Origin of the sequence: Microbulbifer sp., assembly GCF_036563125.1 — a bacterium.
Classification (GTDB): Bacteria; Pseudomonadota; Gammaproteobacteria; order Pseudomonadales; family Cellvibrionaceae; genus Microbulbifer.
Genome location: NZ_DATCMV010000034.1, coordinates 29,309 through 47,302, shown reverse-complemented (window position 1 = coordinate 47,302; position 17,994 = coordinate 29,309). Strand labels below are relative to the sequence as shown.

16 protein-coding genes are annotated in these 17,994 nt (G+C 58.2%); 8 read left to right on the top strand and 8 right to left on the bottom strand.

What is annotated here, in order from left to right:
• Positions 1 to 29: 29 nt before the first annotated feature.
• From hflD to VIL80_RS02435, 3 genes are all read right to left on the bottom strand, one after another.
• On the bottom strand, positions 30 to 665 hold the full coding sequence (hflD, locus tag VIL80_RS02445) for a high frequency lysogenization protein HflD (RefSeq protein WP_332034568.1): 636 nt from the start codon (positions 663 to 665) through the stop codon (positions 30 to 32).
• Entirely contained in the window at positions 662 to 1,843 is a 1,182-nt protein-coding gene (gene mnmA / locus VIL80_RS02440) for a tRNA 2-thiouridine(34) synthase MnmA (RefSeq protein ID WP_332034567.1), read from the bottom strand. The genes hflD and mnmA overlap by 4 nt, the downstream gene beginning before the upstream one ends.
• 254 nt (positions 1,844 to 2,097) lie before the next feature.
• Entirely contained in the window at positions 2,098 to 2,748 is a 651-nt protein-coding gene (locus VIL80_RS02435; RefSeq protein ID WP_332034566.1) for a pseudouridine synthase, read from the bottom strand.
• A gap of 219 nt (positions 2,749 to 2,967) precedes the next feature.
• Here VIL80_RS02435 and icd point away from each other — a divergent pair, with 219 nt between their 5' ends.
• Positions 2,968 to 4,218 (top strand): NADP-dependent isocitrate dehydrogenase, encoded by a 1,251-nt coding sequence (gene icd / locus VIL80_RS02430; protein ID WP_332034565.1) that lies wholly within the window; start codon positions 2,968 to 2,970, stop codon positions 4,216 to 4,218.
• Positions 4,219 to 4,444: 226 nt separating this feature from the next.
• On the opposite strand, the gene cspD is transcribed toward icd, so the two are convergent.
• Positions 4,445 to 4,729 (bottom strand): cold shock domain-containing protein CspD, encoded by a 285-nt coding sequence (cspD, locus tag VIL80_RS02425; protein WP_332034564.1) that lies wholly within the window; start codon positions 4,727 to 4,729, stop codon positions 4,445 to 4,447.
• A gap of 360 nt (positions 4,730 to 5,089) precedes the next feature.
• On the opposite strand from cspD, the gene clpS reads away from it, so the two are divergent.
• Both clpS and clpA read left to right on the top strand, forming a co-directional pair.
• Positions 5,090 to 5,482, top strand: a complete 393-nt coding sequence (gene clpS / locus VIL80_RS02420) for an ATP-dependent Clp protease adapter ClpS (protein WP_332034563.1) — start codon at positions 5,090 to 5,092, stop codon at positions 5,480 to 5,482.
• Between the two features lie 127 nt (positions 5,483 to 5,609).
• On the top strand, positions 5,610 to 7,898 hold the full coding sequence (clpA, locus tag VIL80_RS02415; protein WP_332034562.1) for an ATP-dependent Clp protease ATP-binding subunit ClpA: 2,289 nt from the start codon (positions 5,610 to 5,612) through the stop codon (positions 7,896 to 7,898).
• 125 nt (positions 7,899 to 8,023) lie between these two features.
• Here clpA and infA read toward each other — a convergent pair whose 3' ends face one another.
• The 4 genes from infA to trxB form a co-directional block, all read right to left on the bottom strand.
• Positions 8,024 to 8,242, bottom strand: coding sequence for a translation initiation factor IF-1 (infA, locus tag VIL80_RS02410; RefSeq protein WP_010130378.1), 219 nt, complete (start codon positions 8,240 to 8,242; stop codon positions 8,024 to 8,026).
• 169 nt (positions 8,243 to 8,411) lie between these two features.
• Complete coding sequence (locus VIL80_RS02405) at positions 8,412 to 9,143, bottom strand: arginyltransferase (protein WP_332034561.1); 732 nt, start codon at positions 9,141 to 9,143, stop codon at positions 8,412 to 8,414.
• 182 nt (positions 9,144 to 9,325) lie between these two features.
• A complete protein-coding gene (gene aat / locus VIL80_RS02400) occupies positions 9,326 to 10,060 on the bottom strand; it encodes a leucyl/phenylalanyl-tRNA--protein transferase (RefSeq protein WP_332034560.1) in 735 nt (244 codons plus the stop codon).
• Positions 10,061 to 10,187: 127 nt separating this feature from the next.
• Positions 10,188 to 11,129 carry a thioredoxin-disulfide reductase gene (gene trxB, locus VIL80_RS02395; RefSeq protein WP_332034559.1) on the bottom strand — a complete coding sequence of 314 codons (942 nt, stop codon included), beginning with the start codon at positions 11,127 to 11,129 and terminating at the stop codon, positions 10,188 to 10,190.
• A gap of 658 nt (positions 11,130 to 11,787) precedes the next feature.
• Between trxB and VIL80_RS02390 the strand changes: the two genes are divergently transcribed.
• The 5 genes from VIL80_RS02390 (at position 11,788) to serS (ending at position 17,977) form a co-directional block, all read left to right on the top strand.
• Positions 11,788 to 14,109, top strand: coding sequence for a DNA translocase FtsK (locus tag VIL80_RS02390; RefSeq protein ID WP_414684513.1), 2,322 nt, complete (start codon positions 11,788 to 11,790; stop codon positions 14,107 to 14,109).
• A 97-nt stretch (positions 14,110 to 14,206) separates the two neighbouring features.
• A complete protein-coding gene (lolA, locus tag VIL80_RS02385) occupies positions 14,207 to 14,824 on the top strand; it encodes an outer membrane lipoprotein periplasmic chaperone LolA (protein WP_332034558.1) in 618 nt (205 codons plus the stop codon).
• On the top strand, positions 14,817 to 16,181 hold the full coding sequence (locus VIL80_RS02380; RefSeq protein WP_332034557.1) for a replication-associated recombination protein A: 1,365 nt from the start codon (positions 14,817 to 14,819) through the stop codon (positions 16,179 to 16,181). Before lolA ends, VIL80_RS02380 begins: the two co-directional genes overlap by 8 nt.
• A 77-nt stretch (positions 16,182 to 16,258) precedes the next feature.
• Positions 16,259 to 16,681 carry a fluoride efflux transporter CrcB gene (gene crcB / locus VIL80_RS02375; RefSeq protein WP_332034556.1) on the top strand — a complete coding sequence of 141 codons (423 nt, stop codon included), beginning with the start codon at positions 16,259 to 16,261 and terminating at the stop codon, positions 16,679 to 16,681.
• An 18-nt stretch (positions 16,682 to 16,699) separates the two neighbouring features.
• Positions 16,700 to 17,977 (top strand): serine--tRNA ligase, encoded by a 1,278-nt coding sequence (gene serS / locus VIL80_RS02370; RefSeq protein ID WP_332034555.1) that lies wholly within the window; start codon positions 16,700 to 16,702, stop codon positions 17,975 to 17,977.
• Positions 17,978 to 17,994: the final 17 nt, after the last annotated feature.

The following is a 17,994-nucleotide window of genomic DNA, read 5'->3' as shown; positions in this document are numbered from 1 at the left end:
CAGTTTCCCTGCGGCGGAAAATGAAAAATTTAGTGTTCCAGTGATTCGTATTTGGCCACCAGCGCATCCATGGCTGCGATCAGCTTCTTGCGCTGAAACAGCAGATGCAGGCGGCGCCCACCGAGTTGTCGCCAGAGCATGGCGGAGCGCACGCCGGCAAACAGCATGGTGCGGATCTGGTTGGCGATGCGCTGTTGCTGCAGGTAATTGAAGTCGCCGAGTACCTGGATGCGGAAGCGGAAGGTGCTCAGGGTGTCGCTGTAAATACTGGCGAGGTTGGCGTAGACATTCTCATGCCCGATTCCGAAGTGGTCGGTCTGCGAACGGGCCTTTTCCAATCGGCTGCCAATGATCGACAGAAGTCCGGGTTTCTTCGCCAGCTGCCGTTGCAGATACAGAATAGAAAGCACGTAGCGCAGGCAGTCGGTGTATTCCGGATGGCTGCGGGTGGCGAGCAGTTGGCGCGCGCCGCGCAGGCCCGCGAGCACTTTTTCCACACCGCCAAACACGTCCTCAGTGGTTTCCGGGTTCTGCTGGAACAGGCTGTAAACAGCGGTTTCCATCTGCTCTGTCGGCGCAGTGCCGGTTTTTGCCAGCCTCTCCACCAGAATTGCAGCCTGAAAAACGCCCGCCAGCGCCAGTGCCTGATCTCGCCAGTTACTCAATTGTTGCTCCCTGCAGCCTGTTGGGTGTTGCCCGGGTGTTGTATGTCGATTTCGCCGATGCCGGTAGCCTGTTCGATCACCGCGCCCCCGAGGCAGACTTCGCCCTGGTAAATGACCACCGATTGGCCGGGGGTGACGGCGCGCTGGGGTTTGTCGAACGCAATCGTCAGATTGCCATCTTCGCCCACCTTGATCAGGCATGGCTGATCTTCCTGGCGGTAGCGGGTTTTGGCCGCTGCACGGAACTCACTTGCCGGCGGGGCGCCATTGATCCAGTGCGTCTGGGTAGCCGTCAATCCGGTGGAGTAGAGTAGGGGGTGGTGTTTACCCTGGGCCACGATCAGCACATTCTTGTCGAGGTCCTTGCCCACCACATACCAGGGTTGGTCACCGGCACCCTTCACGCCACCGATACCCAGGCCCTGACGCTGGCCGATGGTGTGGTACATCAGGCCGCTGTGCTGGCCCATGACTTCCCCTTCCGGCGTTTGCATTTCGCCGGGCTGTGCCGGCAGGTACTGCTCAAGAAAGTCCTTGAAGCGGCGCTCGCCAATGAAGCAGATGCCGGTGCTGTCTTTCTTGCTGTGGGTGATCAGTCCATTCTCTTCGGCGATGCGGCGCACTTCCGGCTTTTCCAGCTCGCCGATGGGAAACAGTGATCGGGCAAATTCCGCTTCGCCCACGGCGTGCAGGAAGTAGCTCTGGTCCTTATTCGCGTCCAGCCCTTTTAACAAGTAGGTGCGGCCGTTCTCATCCCGTCGCCGGGTATAGTGGCCGGTGGCAATGGCGTCGGCGCCGAGCATCTCGGCATATTCGAGAAACACCTTGAACTTGATTTCGCGGTTACACAGGATGTCCGGATTTGGTGTGCGCCCCGCCTTGTATTCCGCCAGGAAATACTCGAAGACGTTATCCCAATACTCGGCGGCGAAATTGGCGGTATGGAGCTTGATGCCTAGACGGGCACAGACCGCTTCGGCATCCGCCAGATCCTGTTTCGCGGTGCAGTATTCGGTGCCGTCGTCCTCGTCCCAGTTCTTCATGAACAGCCCTTCGACCTCGTAGCCCTGTTGCATCAGGAGCAAGGCGGCCACGGAGGAGTCCACTCCACCGGACATGCCGACGATTACCCGCTTGGGCTTTACTGGCTGGTCGTTGGTGCTAGAAGGCAAAGACATATCCGAATCTGACATGGAATACCGGGTCACTAAAGTGAGGGGCGCGGAGGGGTTTTCAACCCTTAGTAGCTCCAAGTGCCCAGAAACCCACAGGGGGCTGGAAAATGGGGGCGCATTTTACCCGCGATTCCCTTTGCTGACCAATCTTCGGATATCTGGTCCGAAAAGCGGGGGAGGCGAGTCACCAGAAAAATACGCGCCAGTTCCCTATCAGCCTAGTCGAATGGCCCGTAGAGGTGTGCCCGGTGCTCCTTTCAGCGCTTGCGGCTGCGCCCCTGACCACTGCGGGAGCCCGCGGGCTTGCGCGTTCCCGCTCCGGGTTTGTGGCGGGTTTGCGGTTTGCCCTTGAGCGGGGGGAGGCCGGTGGTTTCCGTGCGCTGTTCCCCTGGCTGCAGGCCGTTAAGACTCCAGGTGCCGATGGACCGGCGGATCAGGCGCAGGGTAGGGTGGCCGACGGCGGCGGTCATGCGCCGTACCTGACGATTGCGCCCCTCTGTAATGGTCAGCTCGATCCAGGTGGTAGGGATCGATTTGCGCTCACGGATGGGAGGGGTGCGCGGCCACAGATCTTTCTCTGGCTCGGCAATGACTCGCGCCTTGGCCGGCGCGGTGCGGCCGTCTTTCAGGTCGACGCCGTGGCGCAGCATATACAATGCCTCTTCCATCACCTCGCCCTCAACTTGTGCCCAGTAGACCTTGGGTTGTTTGTTGTCCGGGTGGGCAATCTTGTGCTGCAGGCGGCCGTCGTCCGTAAGCAGCAGCAGTCCCTCGGAGTCGTAGTCCAGGCGGCCTGCGGCATACACCCCAGGTGTCTTGATGTAATCCCCCAGGGTGGGGCGACCTTCCGGGTCGGTGAACTGGCAGAGAACGCCGTAGGGCTTGTTGAATAGAATGAGTTGAGTCATGAGGCTCGGTGAACGTTGGTTCTGGTACCTTGGTTGTAATCAAACTACAAAATTGGACAGATACTGATATAATCCCGCCGATTTTTAGCCGGCTCGGCGTATGCAACGACGCAAACAATGGGCGGCAACCATGACCGGCGGTGGAAAGTTCGGCGCATTATGCCGTTTTTTCCCAGATAAAGCCGGGCGTTTAGTCAAAGAGTTACGGGAGTCAACTTAATGGGTCATATCCAAGTGCCGGCCAACGGCGAAAAAATCACAGTCAATGCAGATGGTTCTCTGAACGTACCGAGCACCCCGATCATTCCGTTCATCGAAGGTGACGGCATCGGTGTGGATATCACCCCGGTAATGATCAAGGTGATCGACGCTGCAGTCAGCAAGGCCTACGGCGGCGACAAGTCCATCGCCTGGATGGAAATCTACTGTGGTGAAAAAGCGGCAGAAACCTACAGCGGTGACTGGTTCCCGGCCGAGACCCTGGAAGCGATCAAAGATTACGTTGTCAGCATCAAAGGCCCGCTGACCACTCCAGTAGGCGGCGGCTTCCGCTCCCTGAACGTTGCTCTGCGTCAGGAGCTGGATCTGTACGTATGTCAGCGTCCGGTTCGCTGGTTCAGCGGTGTGCCTTCTCCGGTTAAAGAGCCGAACAAGGTAGACATGGTGATCTTCCGTGAGAACTCCGAAGACATTTACGCGGGTATCGAGTGGAAAGCTGGTTCCGACGAAGCGAACAAGGTCATCAAGTTCCTGCGCGAAGAAATGGGCGTTAAGAAAATCCGTTTCCCGGAAAACTGCGGTATCGGCGTGAAGCCGGTTTCTGAAGAAGGCACCAAGCGCCTGGTGCGCAAAGCCCTGCAGTACACCATTGACCAGGATCGCGACTCCCTGACCCTGGTGCACAAAGGCAACATCATGAAGTTCACCGAAGGTGCCTTCGCCGACTGGGGCTACGAAGTGGCCCGCGAAGAGTTCGGCGCGCAGCTGATCGACGGCGGCCCCTGGTGCAGCTTCAAGAACCCGAACACCGGCAAGGAAATCGTGGTTAAGGATGTAATCGCCGACGCCATGCTGCAGCAGATCCTGCTGCGTCCGGCCGAGTACGACGTGATCGCCACCCTGAACCTGAACGGTGACTACCTGTCCGATGCACTGGCTGCGCAGGTAGGCGGTATCGGTATCGCCCCGGGTGCCAACCTGTCTGATGAGGTTGCCCTGTTCGAAGCTACCCACGGCACTGCGCCCAAGTACGCTGGCCAGGACAAGGTAAATCCGGGCTCCCTGATCCTTTCTGCTGAGATGATGCTGCGTCACCTGGGCTGGAACGAGGCTGCCGAGCTGGTAGTCAAGGGTATGGAAGGCGCGATCGAAGCGAAGACCGTTACCTATGACTTCGAGCGTCTGATGGACGGTGCAGAGCTGAAATCCTGCTCCGCATTTGGTGAGGAAGTGATCAAGCACATGGCTTGATTCTTCGCTGAATGAAAAAGCCCCGCGCCGAAAGGTGCGGGGCTTTTTTTATGCCGGTCACTTTTGCCCGCGAGGATTTGTAGTGTACGTGAGGGCAGCAGGGATATGGAACTGGTACGGTCGTGCCAACGGCAGGGCGGGCCGTTTTTACTGGCTATCCCCTTTGCCTTGGTCGGGTTTGGTCGCGGGCAGGAAGCCGTTTGCGGCTTCATCTGCCGCGTCGAGGTCAGTCGAGCGCTTCCTCGGTCTCTTTCTCGCGTACGGATTGCGCCTGGGGTGCCGGCGACGATGCGCGAGGGGCATTTGCTGTGGCGAGGCTGATATTGGCTGCGTGATAGCCTTTATCGCCCTGAATGATATCGAAGTTGACCTGCTGGCCAGCCTTCAGGGTGCGGTAGCCCTCCATCTGGATGGCCGAATAGTGCGCGAACAGATCTTCTCCGCCCTCATCCGCAAGAATAAATCCGTAACCCTTGGCGTTATTGAACCACTTTACGGTACCGGTAGGCATGGCGAAATCCCTCTAAATTGCCGGGGCGACTGCTGGCCGCCTATAAGTTTTCGTTATAGTTATCGCGCTTCATGCGCTTCATTATTCGCACAAAGTCATTTGTACGACTCAATGCTAGTGCCTTTAAACCGCTTGGCGCGGTTACTACCTCTTGTAGCCAAGACCCCAGTAGTTGTCAAGCGAATCAGAGCCCCCGGACTGTGTCCGCTGGCGTTTGCGGTTACAATGCCCGCTTGCCAAATTCACTGCAGTGACTGATACCTTCGGGCGATTCGCGGTCTAACCCCGGTCGAGCCCGGACTGAAACTTTCCGGGCGTCAGTACTGTGAACTGATTCTTGAAACCTGATTGACTTGCACTATGGGAAAATCACAAATCATTAAACTACACTCGAACGAAGGCGAGGGCGACGACGACCGTTTTTACGAGTCTGGCGGAGATACCGCGCTGGCGGAAGCCAAGCCGCGACTGAAAAGACCGCCAATGTACAAGGTGGTCATGCTCAATGATGACTACACCCCGATGGAGTTTGTGGTCGAAGCGCTGGAACTTTTCTTTTATGTGAATCGAGAGCGCGCCACTCAACTGATGTTGCAGGTGCACACTAAGGGAAAAGCGATCTGCGGTGTCTATACTCGGGATATAGCGGAAACAAAGGCCGCGCAGGTAAATCAGTTTGCGAGAGATCACGAGCACCCACTGTTGTGTGAAATCGAGGCTGACGAGGGCGATGAAAACGGCGAGGAGGGTTGAATAAGCAGTTCCAGCGCCTGACTCCTGAAAGGCGTGATTTTTCCGGCCGGTACAGCGGCGACAAACATGAATACCGGGTGTGTAACCGCAACCCGGATTACATTGGCCAGTAAGGTTTGAGGTTCAGATGCTCAGCAAGGATTTAGAGGTAACGCTCAATCTAGCGTTCAAAGGTGCACGGGCGAAACGCCATGAGTTCATGACCGTAGAGCACCTTTTGCTGGCGCTGCTGGACAACGAATCCGCGGCGGATGTTCTGCATGCCTGCGGTGCGGATCTCAGCGCACTGCGCCGGGAGCTGCTGGAGTTCGTGGACTCCACGACGCCACTGATTCCGGAAAATGATACGGAGCGCGAAACCCAGCCCACACTCGGGTTCCAGCGGGTGCTGCAGCGTGCAGTGTTTCATGTGCAATCATCCGGCAAAAAGGAAGTGACCGGAGCTAACGTACTGGTGGCAATCTTTTGTGAGCAGGAAAGCCAGGCAGTCTACTACCTCAAACAGCAGAGCGTGGCGCGGATTGATGTGGTGAATTACATCACACACGGCATCTCCCGCGTCAGCTCGTCCGGCGGCAACAACGCCCACCACAGCCCGGATCCATCACCGGAGCAGGTGGACGAAGATCTCGGTACCACATCGGAATCCGGCGGCTCAGATCCGCTGGAAAGCTACGCCACCAATCTTAACCAGGAGGCCATTCTTGGTCGCATCGACCCGCTTGTAGGTCGCGCCCTGGAAGTGGAGCGCGTGACTCAGGTATTGGCGCGCCGCCGTAAGAACAATCCGCTCCTGGTGGGTGAGTCCGGGGTCGGTAAAACTGCGATTGCGGAAGGTCTCGCCCGCCGAATTGTCGATGGTGAAGTACCCGAGCCACTGCAGCACAGCACTATTTACTCCCTGGATCTCGGTTCGCTGCTGGCGGGAACCAAATACCGTGGCGACTTTGAGAAGCGCTTTAAGGCCCTGTTGGCGGAGCTCAAAAAGCGTGAACACGCCGTGCTGTTCATTGACGAAATCCACACCATTATTGGTGCCGGTGCGGCGTCCGGCGGCGTCATGGATGCTTCCAATCTGCTGAAGCCACTGCTCTCCAGTGGCCAGATGCGCTGTATCGGCTCCACCACATTTAACGAGTACCGTGGAATTTTTGAGAAAGACCGCGCGCTTTCACGCCGCTTCCAGAAAATCGACGTGCATGAACCATCGGTAGACGAAACCGTACAGATTCTGCAGGGGCTCAAATCCTGCTTTGAGGATCACCACAAGGTGCGGTTTACCGATTCGGCCCTGGAGGCCGCCGCCCAATTGGCCAATCGCCACATTACCGAGCGTTTTCTGCCAGACAAGGCAATTGATGTGATCGACGAGGCGGGTGCGTACCAGGCGCTGCTGCCTGCGGAAAAACGCACCAGCACCATTACCGTCAGCGAGATTGAGCAGGTGGTGGCAAAAATGGCGCGGATTCCGGCGAAGAGCGTGTCCGCCTCCGACAAGGCGGCGCTGGCGAAGCTCGACGACAACCTGAAGATGGTGGTGTTTGGTCAGGATATCGCCATCGAGGCCCTGAGCACCTCCATCAAGCTTTCCCGGGCCGGTCTCGGTGCCGAAGAGAAACCCATAGGTTCCTTCCTGTTTGCCGGCCCCACCGGTGTGGGTAAAACCGAGCTTTGTCGCCAGTTGGCGAAGGTGATGGGAATTGAACTGATCCGCTTTGATATGTCGGAATACATGGAGCGCCACACGGTGTCCCGGCTGATCGGTGCGCCTCCGGGCTATGTTGGTTTTGACCAGGGCGGCCTGTTGACGGACGCTGTCACCAAGCACCCCCACAGTGTTGTGCTACTCGATGAGATCGAGAAAGCGCACCCTGAAGTGTTCAACCTCCTGTTGCAGGTGATGGATCACGGTACCCTCACCGACAACAATGGCCGCAAAGCCGACTTCCGCAATGTCATCCTGATTATGACCACTAACGCAGGTGCCGAGCTGATGAGTCGGCGCTCAATCGGTTTTGCCAGCCAGGATCACACCACTGACGGAATGGAGGAGATCAAGAAAATGTTCACTCCGGAATTCCGCAATCGCCTGGACAGCATCATTCAGTTCGGCGCACTGAGCATGGATGTGGTCAAAACCGTGGTGGACAAGTTTGTGGTTGAGCTGCAGGCGCAACTGGATGACTCCCGCGTTACCCTCGAGGTGGACAATGAAGCGCGTGAATGGCTCGCGATTCACGGCTATGACGAGAAGATGGGGGCGCGCCCGATGGCACGCCTGATCCGCGAAAAGCTGCGCAAACCACTGGCGGAGGCCGTATTGTTCGGCGAGCTGTCAGAAGAGGGGGGCAAGGTCGAGGTGACCGTGGAGAACGATCAACTCAAGATCAATACCGCGGTACCGGCACTGCACTGACTGCAGTGAGCCATCAGTACTGATTTTTCGGAAGACCGTGTAACCAAAAAAGCCACCTTAAAGGTGGCTTTTTTATTGTCCGGACATTTGCGCTTGTTGATTGTCGGCGCAGACCGGAGCGGTATTCAGCGGGCGCGGTAGGTAATGCGGCCTTTGCTCAGGTCGTAGGGAGTGAGCTCAACCTTTACCTTGTCGCCGGTCAGGATACGAATGTAGTTTTTGCGCATCTTGCCGGAAATGTGCGCGATTACCACATGTCCATTTTCCAGTTTTACTCGGAATGTGGTGTTGGGCAGGGTGTCGATCACCTCGCCTTCCATTTCAATGTAATCGTCTTTTGCCATGCGGCAGGAACCTTTGATTAATGTGTACTTGCTATTCCGCCAGGTAATTATGGCTCGCAAAGCGGGAGCCCAGCGGTACGACGGGCGTGCATTTTGCACGAAAAGTGGCATCACGCCAAGCGAAACCACATGGTCGGTAGAAATGGTGAAAATGAGCGGAAATATGGCCTTACGAGTCCGGATTACCTGACTTCAGGGTCCAGCGCCCGCCCTGGAGGATTTCCAGCGGCTGGAACTGACTTTTATAGGCCATCTTGTGGCACTCGGAAATCCAGTATCCCAGATACAGGCTCGGCAGGCCCAGACGCCGCGCCCATTCAATCTGGTAAAGAATTGAGTAGCTGCCAAGGCCCCGCTTGATTTCATCCGGGTCGTAGAAGGTATAGATGGCGGATACACCGCCGCTCAACACATCGGTAACTGCCGTCGCCAGCAGTTTCCCGCGCGCGCGAAACTCCAGATAGCGGGTAGTGCCCCAGGCGTTATTGAGGAAGCTGCGAAATTGATCGCGACTCGGGGGGTACATTTCACCGTCCGCGTGTCGGCCCTCAATATAGCGCGCATACAGGTCGTAGTGTTCATCGGTATCGATGTCGTAGCGGTGGAATACATCCAGATCCCGGTTTCGTCGCCAGCAGCGGCGCTGGTTGCGATTGGGAGCAAACAGCTCTACCGGCACTCGCGCCGGAATACAGGCCTGGCAGTGTGTGCACTGGGGTCGATAGAGATAGTTGCCGCTGCGGCGGAAACCCAGCTCGGAGAGGCGGCTGTACAGGCGCTGATCTACCGCGGTTTGCGGATCGACGAACACGGTAGTGGCCTCGCGGCCATCCAGATAGCCACAGGGGTGGGGCAGGGTGGCGAGCAGGCGCACGGAGTCCAGTTGGGAGTACTGGCTCATGGTGTGCGGGCTTCCCGTTGTCGAATGTTGTTACACATAGCTCGCGGCCGTGGTCATTCCATGTTTGCGCGGCTGAAGTTGCCGCGTGAATGTGGTGACAGTGCGGTCACTGTTCGAGTACTGGCATTTTCAGACCCGAGGGTAATTTGCCGTCACAAAAAACACAAACGCGCCAGATGTACCTAAGGCGTATCAAACAAGCCGGGTGAGGGCGCCGAGGGCCAGGCTGTGGGGAATCCCTGTTTATCCACCTCGCCCCGGAGGATCGATTCGAACTCCGCCCTGGGCAGCTCTTCGGCGCCGAGGCTCAGGGTATGTGGGTTGCTGACCTGGCAGTCGATGAATTCGCAGCCCCAGGAAGCTAATTGTCGTGCGAGATGAGCAAAGGCTACTTTGGAGGCATCGGTGGCGCGGTGAAACATGGATTCACCAAAGAAAATCCGGCCTATTGCCAGTCCGTACAGACCGCCAACCAGCTCCCCGTTCAACCACGTCTCAATAGAGTGCGCATACCCGAGCCGGTGCATCGCCCCGTAGGCATCGCGCATTTCCTCGGTGATCCAGGTGCCCGCCTGATCCGCTCGGGGAGCGGCGCAGGCTTCCATTACCGCTTCAAAGGCGCGGTCGAACGTCACCTGGTAGCGCCCCTGACGAATCACTTTACGCAGGCTGCGACTGAAGTTCAGGGTCTGCGGACGCACCACGCAGCGGGCTGAAGGGGACCACCAGAGAATGGGCTGGTCATCGGAGAACCAGGGAAATATGCCCCGACGGTAGGCCGCGAGCAGCCACTCGGGTGTCAGGTCGCCCCCCACCGCCAGCAGGCCATCCGGGTCTTCCAGCGCATTGGCGGTATCGGGAAATACGACCAGTTCTGGATCCAGCAGGGTGAGTATGTTGTTCGTGCCGTGACTCACGTTTGAGGCCCTATGTCGGTGTCGTTTCTCTCGTGCAGGGGGTGAAGTCGTGTTTTGCCACCTCATGCAAGCCACAGACAAAAAAGGCGGCTTTGCAGCCGCCTTTTCTAGAAGCCTGGTTGCAGGCTTATTGTGCGTCGAGATAGCGCTCCGCATCCAGTGCCGCCATACAGCCGGTACCGGCGGACGTTACCGCTTGGCGGTAGATGTGGTCAGACACATCGCCGGCCGCAAATACGCCGGGGATGGAGGTCTGGGTGGCATTGCCGTTCAGGCCGCTCTCCACCACGAGGTAGCCGCCGTTCATTTCCAATTGGCCGGCAAAAATGTCGGTGTTCGGCTTGTGGCCGATCGCGATGAACACGCCGGATACTTCCAGCTCTTTGGTGGAACCGTCCTGAACATTTTTCAGGCGCACACCGGTCACGCCCGCGTCGTCACCCAGAACTTCTTCCAGCGTGTGGTGCCAGCACAGCTTGATATTGCCGTTCTGCGCCTTCTCCATAAGGCGATCCTGAAGGATCTTTTCGGAGCGCAGTTCGTCGCGACGGTGCACCAGGGTGACTTCGCTGGCGATGTTGGACAGGTAGAGGGCTTCTTCGACTGCGGTGTTACCACCGCCGACCACCACCACTTTCTGGTCGCGATAGAAGAAGCCGTCACAGGTCGCGCAGGCACTTACGCCGCGGCCCTGGAAGGTCTGCTCAGACGGCAGGCCAAGGTACTGGGCAGAGGCGCCGGTGGCGATAATCAGTGCGTCGCAGGTGTAGGTCTCGTTGCCCTTGAGAGTGAAGGGGCGCTGTTTGAGGTCTACTTCGTGGATATGATCGAAAATGATGTTGGTGTCGAAGCGCTCTGCGTGCTGCTGCATTTGCACCATCAGATCCGGGCCCTGCAGATCGTGTACGCCACCCGGCCAGTTTTCTACTTCCGTGGTGGTGGTGAGCTGGCCGCCCTGCTGCATTCCGGTAATGACCACCGGGTTCAGGTTGGCGCGGGCAGCGTAGATGGCGGCAGTGTAGCCGGCGGGGCCGGAGCCCAGGATGATCAGTCGGTGATGATTGCTCATGGCGGCACTCTCAATACTTCTAATGTTGAAAACTTTATCGTGAAAATCGGGGGCCAGCGGCTCCGCGGAGATTGCGCATTGGCGTGCTGTATAGTTCAGCCACACCGTGGTAACAGAAACTCTGTCACCGATATCGAGTCAATATCGGCAATATCAAGGCGCTATATCGCCTGCCGCTGGCAAAAATTGCTGGCAATGATAGGGGAGGCGGCTCAGTGAACCAAATAGTTTGGCCTTATTTATCTAATTGTGGGTCTTTATAGGCTGATCAAATGATGGGCGGGTCGGTTGTAGAAGGCAATGCGATAGGCGTCCCAACTATGGCGTGTAAATCATCTAGAAGGTTGTGAAGAGTGCATTAGGAAGTGAGCATAAGGCATTGATATATAACGCAAAAAACAATCTTAAAGTGATTTGTTACCGGCGCCGGCGGTGGATATTGAGGCGGGCCTGTAGTACACAGGCCCCGGAATGGAATGGATAAACTCGTGGTGAATCAAAGCGTGAGCAAACAGCGTCATCGTTAAAAAGTTGAAGCTGCACTGACGCGCGTAAAGCGAGATAGCAGTAAACTCACGTTATCTGGCGCCAGATGCGCTGCAATAAAAGACCGCGAGCCCTCGTGGCTCGAACAAAAAATAAACATTGAGGTAAGCCATTGAAGGCGGAAAGCGAAACTGAATCTAGCCCTGCCATCCCCGACTCATTGATGGCGCGCATCCTGCGTGAAGGGTCGTTGATCGCATTGCTGGCGGGTGCGCTGCTTGCGGGCATCAGCCTCCTGAGTTACAGCCCGCAAGACCCGGGCTGGTCCCACACCGGTAGTGGCAGAGGCATCGATAACGCCATCGGACCGACCGGTGCGTGGCTTGCCGATGTCTGCCTGTCGCTGCTGGGTTGGATGGCGTATCTGTTTCCGGTGCTGATCGGCTGGCGCGCTTACCTCATCCTGCGGGACAAGAACGCCCGGTTCCACGGCCCACTCTTTGCGCTACGGGTTGGTGGTCTGGTGCTACTGCTCGTTTCCGGTGCCGCACTCGCCACGCTCTGTTTCGCCCAGTCCTCCGAGCCGTTGCCGTTTTCCAATGGCGGCATCGTTGGCGCCTCCGTGTCCGATTTTATGGAAACCGGATTGGGTTATGTCGGCGCCACCATCATGCTGCTGGCCATGTTCGCCATCGGTGTCACAGTGTTTACCGGTATGTCCTGGCTGAAACTGTTTGAAGATATTGGCCGCAGTGTGCTGTTTGTGTTCGGCTGGCTTGGCCAGCGCCTTGCGCGTGCACGCAAGGAGCGCGAAGAGCAGCGGGTAGCCCGCGAAGCCGTGCTCGTGCGCAAGGCCGTTTTTGAAGAGGAAAAGCAGCGCACTGCCAAGCGCCAGCCGCCACAGATCGCACCGGTCGCACCACCGCCGAAGCAGAGCCCGCGAGCGGTGAAGGAAAAGCAGGGGGAGCTGTTCAAAGGCCCGGTAACTGGCGATTTGCCGCCACTGTCCCTGCTGGACGCCCCGGAAACCAATAAAAAGGCCGGTTTCAGCCGTGAGGCGCTGGAAGCGCTGTCGCGCTTGCTGGAGCTGAAGCTCAAAGATTTCGGTGTTGTGGCCGAAGTCGTTTCGGTGCTGCCCGGACCGGTGGTGACCCGCTTTGAAATCCAGCCCGCCGCAGGTGTAAAAGTCAGCCGCATCACCAATCTCGCCAAAGACCTGGCGCGCTCCCTGGCTGTGATCAGTGTGCGGGTGGTGGAGGTGATTCCGGGTAAATCGGTGGTGGGCATCGAGATCCCCAATGAGAATCGACAGATGGTGCGTCTGTCAGAGGTGTTGGGTTCCGAACTTTACGAAAAAGCCGGCTCAGCCCTGACCCTGGCACTCGGGCACGATATCGCCGGCCAGCCGGTGGTGGCGGACCTGGCCAAGATGCCGCACTTGCTGGTGGCCGGTACCACCGGTTCCGGTAAATCCGTGGGCATCAACGTGATGCTGCTGAGCCTGCTGTACAAATCCACCCCGGATGAAGTCCGTCTGATCCTGGTGGACCCAAAGATGCTCGAGCTCTCGGTGTACGAGGGCATTCCCCATCTGCTGACTCCGGTCATCACCGATATGAACGATGCGGCGAATGGCCTGCGCTGGTGTGTGGGGGAAATGGAGCGCCGCTACAAACTGATGGCGGCTATGGGTGTGCGAAATCTCGCTGGCTTCAACCGCAAGGTGAAAGAGGCCATCGCCGCCGGTGAGCCTCTGACGGACCCGATCTGGCAGCCGGACCCGATGTCCAGTGTGCCGGAGGCAGATCAGACTGCACCGCACCTGAAGCCGCTGCCCGCCATTGTGGTGGTGATCGACGAATTTGCCGACATGATGATGATCGTCGGCAAGAAGGTAGAGCAACTGATTGCGCGGATTGCCCAGAAGGCTCGTGCGGCAGGTATCCACCTGCTGCTGGCGACCCAGCGCCCGTCCGTGGATGTGATCACCGGCCTGATCAAGGCGAACGTGCCCACACGGATGGCTTTCCAGGTCTCTTCCAAGATTGATTCGCGCACCATTTTGGATCAGGGCGGTGCCGAACAGCTGCTGGGGCACGGTGATATGCTTTATCTGCCGCCAGGTACCGCACTCCCCGTAAGGGTGCACGGTGCATTCGTAGACGACCACGAAGTGCACCAAGTTGTGGCGGACTGGTGTCGCCGCGGCGAGCCGGAATATATCGACGGCATTGTGGACGATTCCAACAACAGCATCCCGGTACCGGGTATGGCCACGGAAGGGGGCGAGGACGATCCGGAGGCGGACGCGCTGTACGACGAGGCGGTGGCGTTTGTGGCCAAATCCCGCAAGGCATCCATTTCATCCGTGCAGCGTCAGCTGCGCATCGGCTACAATCGCGCCGCGCGCATGATCGAGGCCATGGAGGCAGCGGGAGTGGTTTCCGCTCAGCAGCCCAATGGCAACCGGGAAGTGCTGGTTCCTCCGCCCTGACAAATCATGCCGTCCCACAGGATTGCCCGGTTCAGGCCGGGTTCACCTGCCGCCGACTAGGCTTCAAGGACAGGATCAGCAAATCTGGAAGGCACTTATGAAACGTACACTTGGCATTCTTTTTATCGCACTGGGATTCACCTTCGGTGCGGCGGGCGCGAGCGCCGACGCCAGTGAGGAACTGAGCCGCCTGCTGCAGCCCCTCGGCTCGATCTCCGGTGGATTCCGCCAGACCCTTAAAGACCAGAAGGGCAAGACCCTGCAGAAGAGCAGCGGCAATTTTTCTGTGCAGCGCCCGGGCAAGCTGCGCTGGCAGACCGGCGAGCCGTTTTCGCAACTGCTGGTGACCAATAACCAGAAGCTGTGGTTGTATGACCCGGATCTGGAGCAGGTGACCATCCGCCCGGTAGACAACCGCATGAAAGAGACCCCGGCATTACTGCTCGGCGGCAAAGTGGAGGATATCCGCAGTTCCTTCAGTGTGGAGAGCAAGAAGGGGGCTTATTATCTGACCCCCAAGAGTGCATCCGCTCCGTTCAAATCCATGGTGATCCGCTTTGACAGCAAAGGGTTGCCGGCAGCAATGACCGTGCGCGACGGCATGGGCCAGACCACTGACATCCAGTTCAGCGGCCTGCAGGCGAACCCGAAACTGTCGTCCGCAATGTTCAACTTCAAGCCGCCGAAAGGTACCGACATCATCCGCGATGAATGATCTTTTCCAGGCGCCGCCCCGGCACCAGCCACTGGCCGCGCGTATGCGACCCCAAACTCTGGCCCACTATGTGGGCCAGACGCATTTATTGGGCCCCGGTAAACCACTGCGTGAAGCGGTGGAGCGGGGCCAGCTGCACTCCATGGTGCTGTGGGGGCCGCCCGGGGTCGGCAAAACCACCTTCGCTCGTTTGCTGGCGCAGGAGTGCGATGTGCGCTTCGCAACCCTGTCCGCCGTCCTTGCCGGTGTAAAAGAGATCCGCCAGGCCGTGGCCGAGGCGGAGCAGCACGCGGCGCAATTCGGCCGCGGTACCATCCTGTTCGTGGATGAGGTGCACCGTTTCAACAAGTCCCAGCAGGACGCTTTTTTGCCTTACGTGGAAGAGGGCACGGTGACCTTTGTCGGCGCCACCACGGAAAACCCGTCGTTTGAACTGAACAATGCTTTGCTGTCCCGCTGCCGGGTTTACCTGCTACGCAGCCTGAGCCAGCCGGAACTCCAGGGGCTGTTGCAGCGCGCGCTGACTGAAGATGAGGAGCTGCGCGCACGCGATATCCAGATGACGCCGGAGGTACTGGAGCGCATCACCCTTAGCGCGGATGGCGACGCGCGCAGCGCGCTCAATCTGCTGGAGATCGCCTGCGATTTGTCGCGGGAAGAGGGCGGGCGTCAGGTGGTTGACGACGAAGTGCTTGCGGAAGTGCTGAGTGCGGATGTGCGGCGTTTCGACAAGGGCGGCGACTATTTCTACGACCAGATTTCTGCGCTGCACAAATCCGTGCGTGGTTCCGACCCGGATGCAGCGCTCTACTGGTTTGCACGCATGATCGACGGCGGTTGTGATCCGCTCTATGTGGCGCGCCGGGTGGTACGTATGGCCAGCGAAGACATTGGCAACGCAGACCCGCGAGCGCTGGAGATTGCATTAAATGCCTGGGACGTTCAGGAACGCCTCGGCAGCCCGGAAGGGGAGCTGGCGATTGCGCAGGCGGTGGTCTACCTCGCGATCGCCGCCAAAAGCAATGCAGTTTACAGCGCTTATAAGCGGGTGCTGGCGGACATCCGTCGCGAGCCCAGTTATGAAGTGCCGATCCATCTGCGCAATGCGCCCACCAAGCTCGCCAAAGAAATGGCCCACGGCGCGGAATACCGCTACGCCCACGACGAGCCTGACGCATTCGCCGCGGGGGAGAACTATTTCCCCGAAGCCATTGCCGGGCGCCGCTACTACCACCCGGTTAATCGCGGTCTGGAGCTAAAGATTGAGGAAAAGCTTCAGCGTCTGCGCGCCCTGAACCAGGAGAGCCCGCTGCAGCGCTATGCGCCGGAGCGTCCATCAGACTCGTACAAGCGTTAGCGACACAGGCAGACGTAAGCGATACAAGCAGACGCTAGAGACACTGAAAGGCGTTAGAATCGCCCCACGCTGGCCTCGTGGAAAACGGCCTGGATAAAAGTCAGGGAACAATAAAAGGGTATCCCATGCAGTGGATTGCAATTGCGCTGGGGGGCGCCATCGGCGCAGTTCTGCGGCACCTGGTCGCCATCTGGAGTTTTCCGGTTTTTGAAAATCGGCTGCCTCTCGGGACGTTTATTGTGAACATCACCGGTTCACTACTGATCGGCGTCGCTTACGTGGCGATTGTGGAGCGCGGCATGCTCGGACACGAGTGGCGCCTATTGATCATGACAGGCCTGTTTGGTGCGCTCACCACCTTTTCTACCTTCTCGCTGGAAACCGTGCTGTTGTGGCACAATGGCCAGCCTTTAACGGCGCTGGCCTATATAGCGGTCAGCCTTCTGGCGTGTTTGGCAGCCACCGCGGCCACCATCTCGCTGGGAATGAAATATCTGTAACGCGGTAATCAAATCACCATGCTCGATCCCAAACTGATTCGTACCCAACTCGACGACGTTGCAGCGGCGCTCGCAAAGCGCGGCGTGCAGCTGGACACAGCAAAACTGGAACAGCTCGAAGAGCAGCGCAAGGAGCTGCAGGTGCGCACCGAAGCGCTGCAGAACGAGCGCAACAGCAAATCCAAGAACATCGGCCGTGCCAAGGCGAATGGTGAGGATATTGCCCCGCTGCTGAAGGAAGTCGAATCTCTGGGTGGTCAGTTGACCGAGGCCAAACAGGCGCTGACCGAGCTACAAGAGCAGCTCGATGACATGCTGCTGGCTATCCCAAACCTGCCGCACGAATCGGTGCCGGAAGGCAAGGACGAGAATGACAATGTGGAAGTGCGCCAGTGGGGCACCCCGCGCAGTTTCGATTTCGAAGTTCGCGACCATGTAGACCTGGGCGCGCGCCTCGGCGGGCTGGATTTTGAAGTGGCGAGCAAAATCACCGGTTCGCGCTTCGCGGTAATGACCGGCCAGGTGGCGAAGCTGCATCGTGCATTGGCACAATTCATGCTTGATCTGCACGTAGAAGAGCACGGTTATCAAGAAGCCAATGTGCCGGTCATTGTAAATAGCGATTCCCTGTACGGTACCTCGCAGCTGCCCAAGTTTGCTGAGGATCTGTTCAAGCTGGAGGACGAGCGTGGTTTTTACCTCATCCCCACGGCAGAAGTACCACTGACAAACCTGTATCGCGACGAGATCATCGAAGATGCAGCGTCACTGCCGCACAAGTTTGTCAGCCATACCAACTGTTTTCGCTCAGAAGCCGGTTCACACGGTCGCGACACCCGCGGCATGATCCGTCAGCACCAGTTCGAAAAAGTGGAGCTGGTGTGTTTTGCCCGCCCGGATCAGTCCATGGACGTGCTCGAACAGCTCACCGGTCATGCAGAAAATGTTCTGAAGAAACTGGATCTGCCGTACCGCACCGTGGTGCTGTGTGGCGGCGATATGGGTTTCGGTGCAACCAAAACCTATGACCTGGAAGTGTGGATTCCGTCCCAGGATAAGTACCGGGAAATTTCCTCGTGCTCTCTGATGGGCGACTTCCAGGCCCGGCGTATGAAAGCCCGCTGGCGCAACCCGGAGACGGGCAAGCCGGAACTGCTGCACACCCTGAATGGATCGGGGCTGGCGGTGGGCCGTACGCTGATTGCGGTGCTGGAAAACTACCAACAGGCCGATGGTAGTATCGAGGTACCGGAAGTACTGCGCCCGTACATGGGGGGCGCAACCAAGATCGGCTAAGCAGTATGGAATAAGAA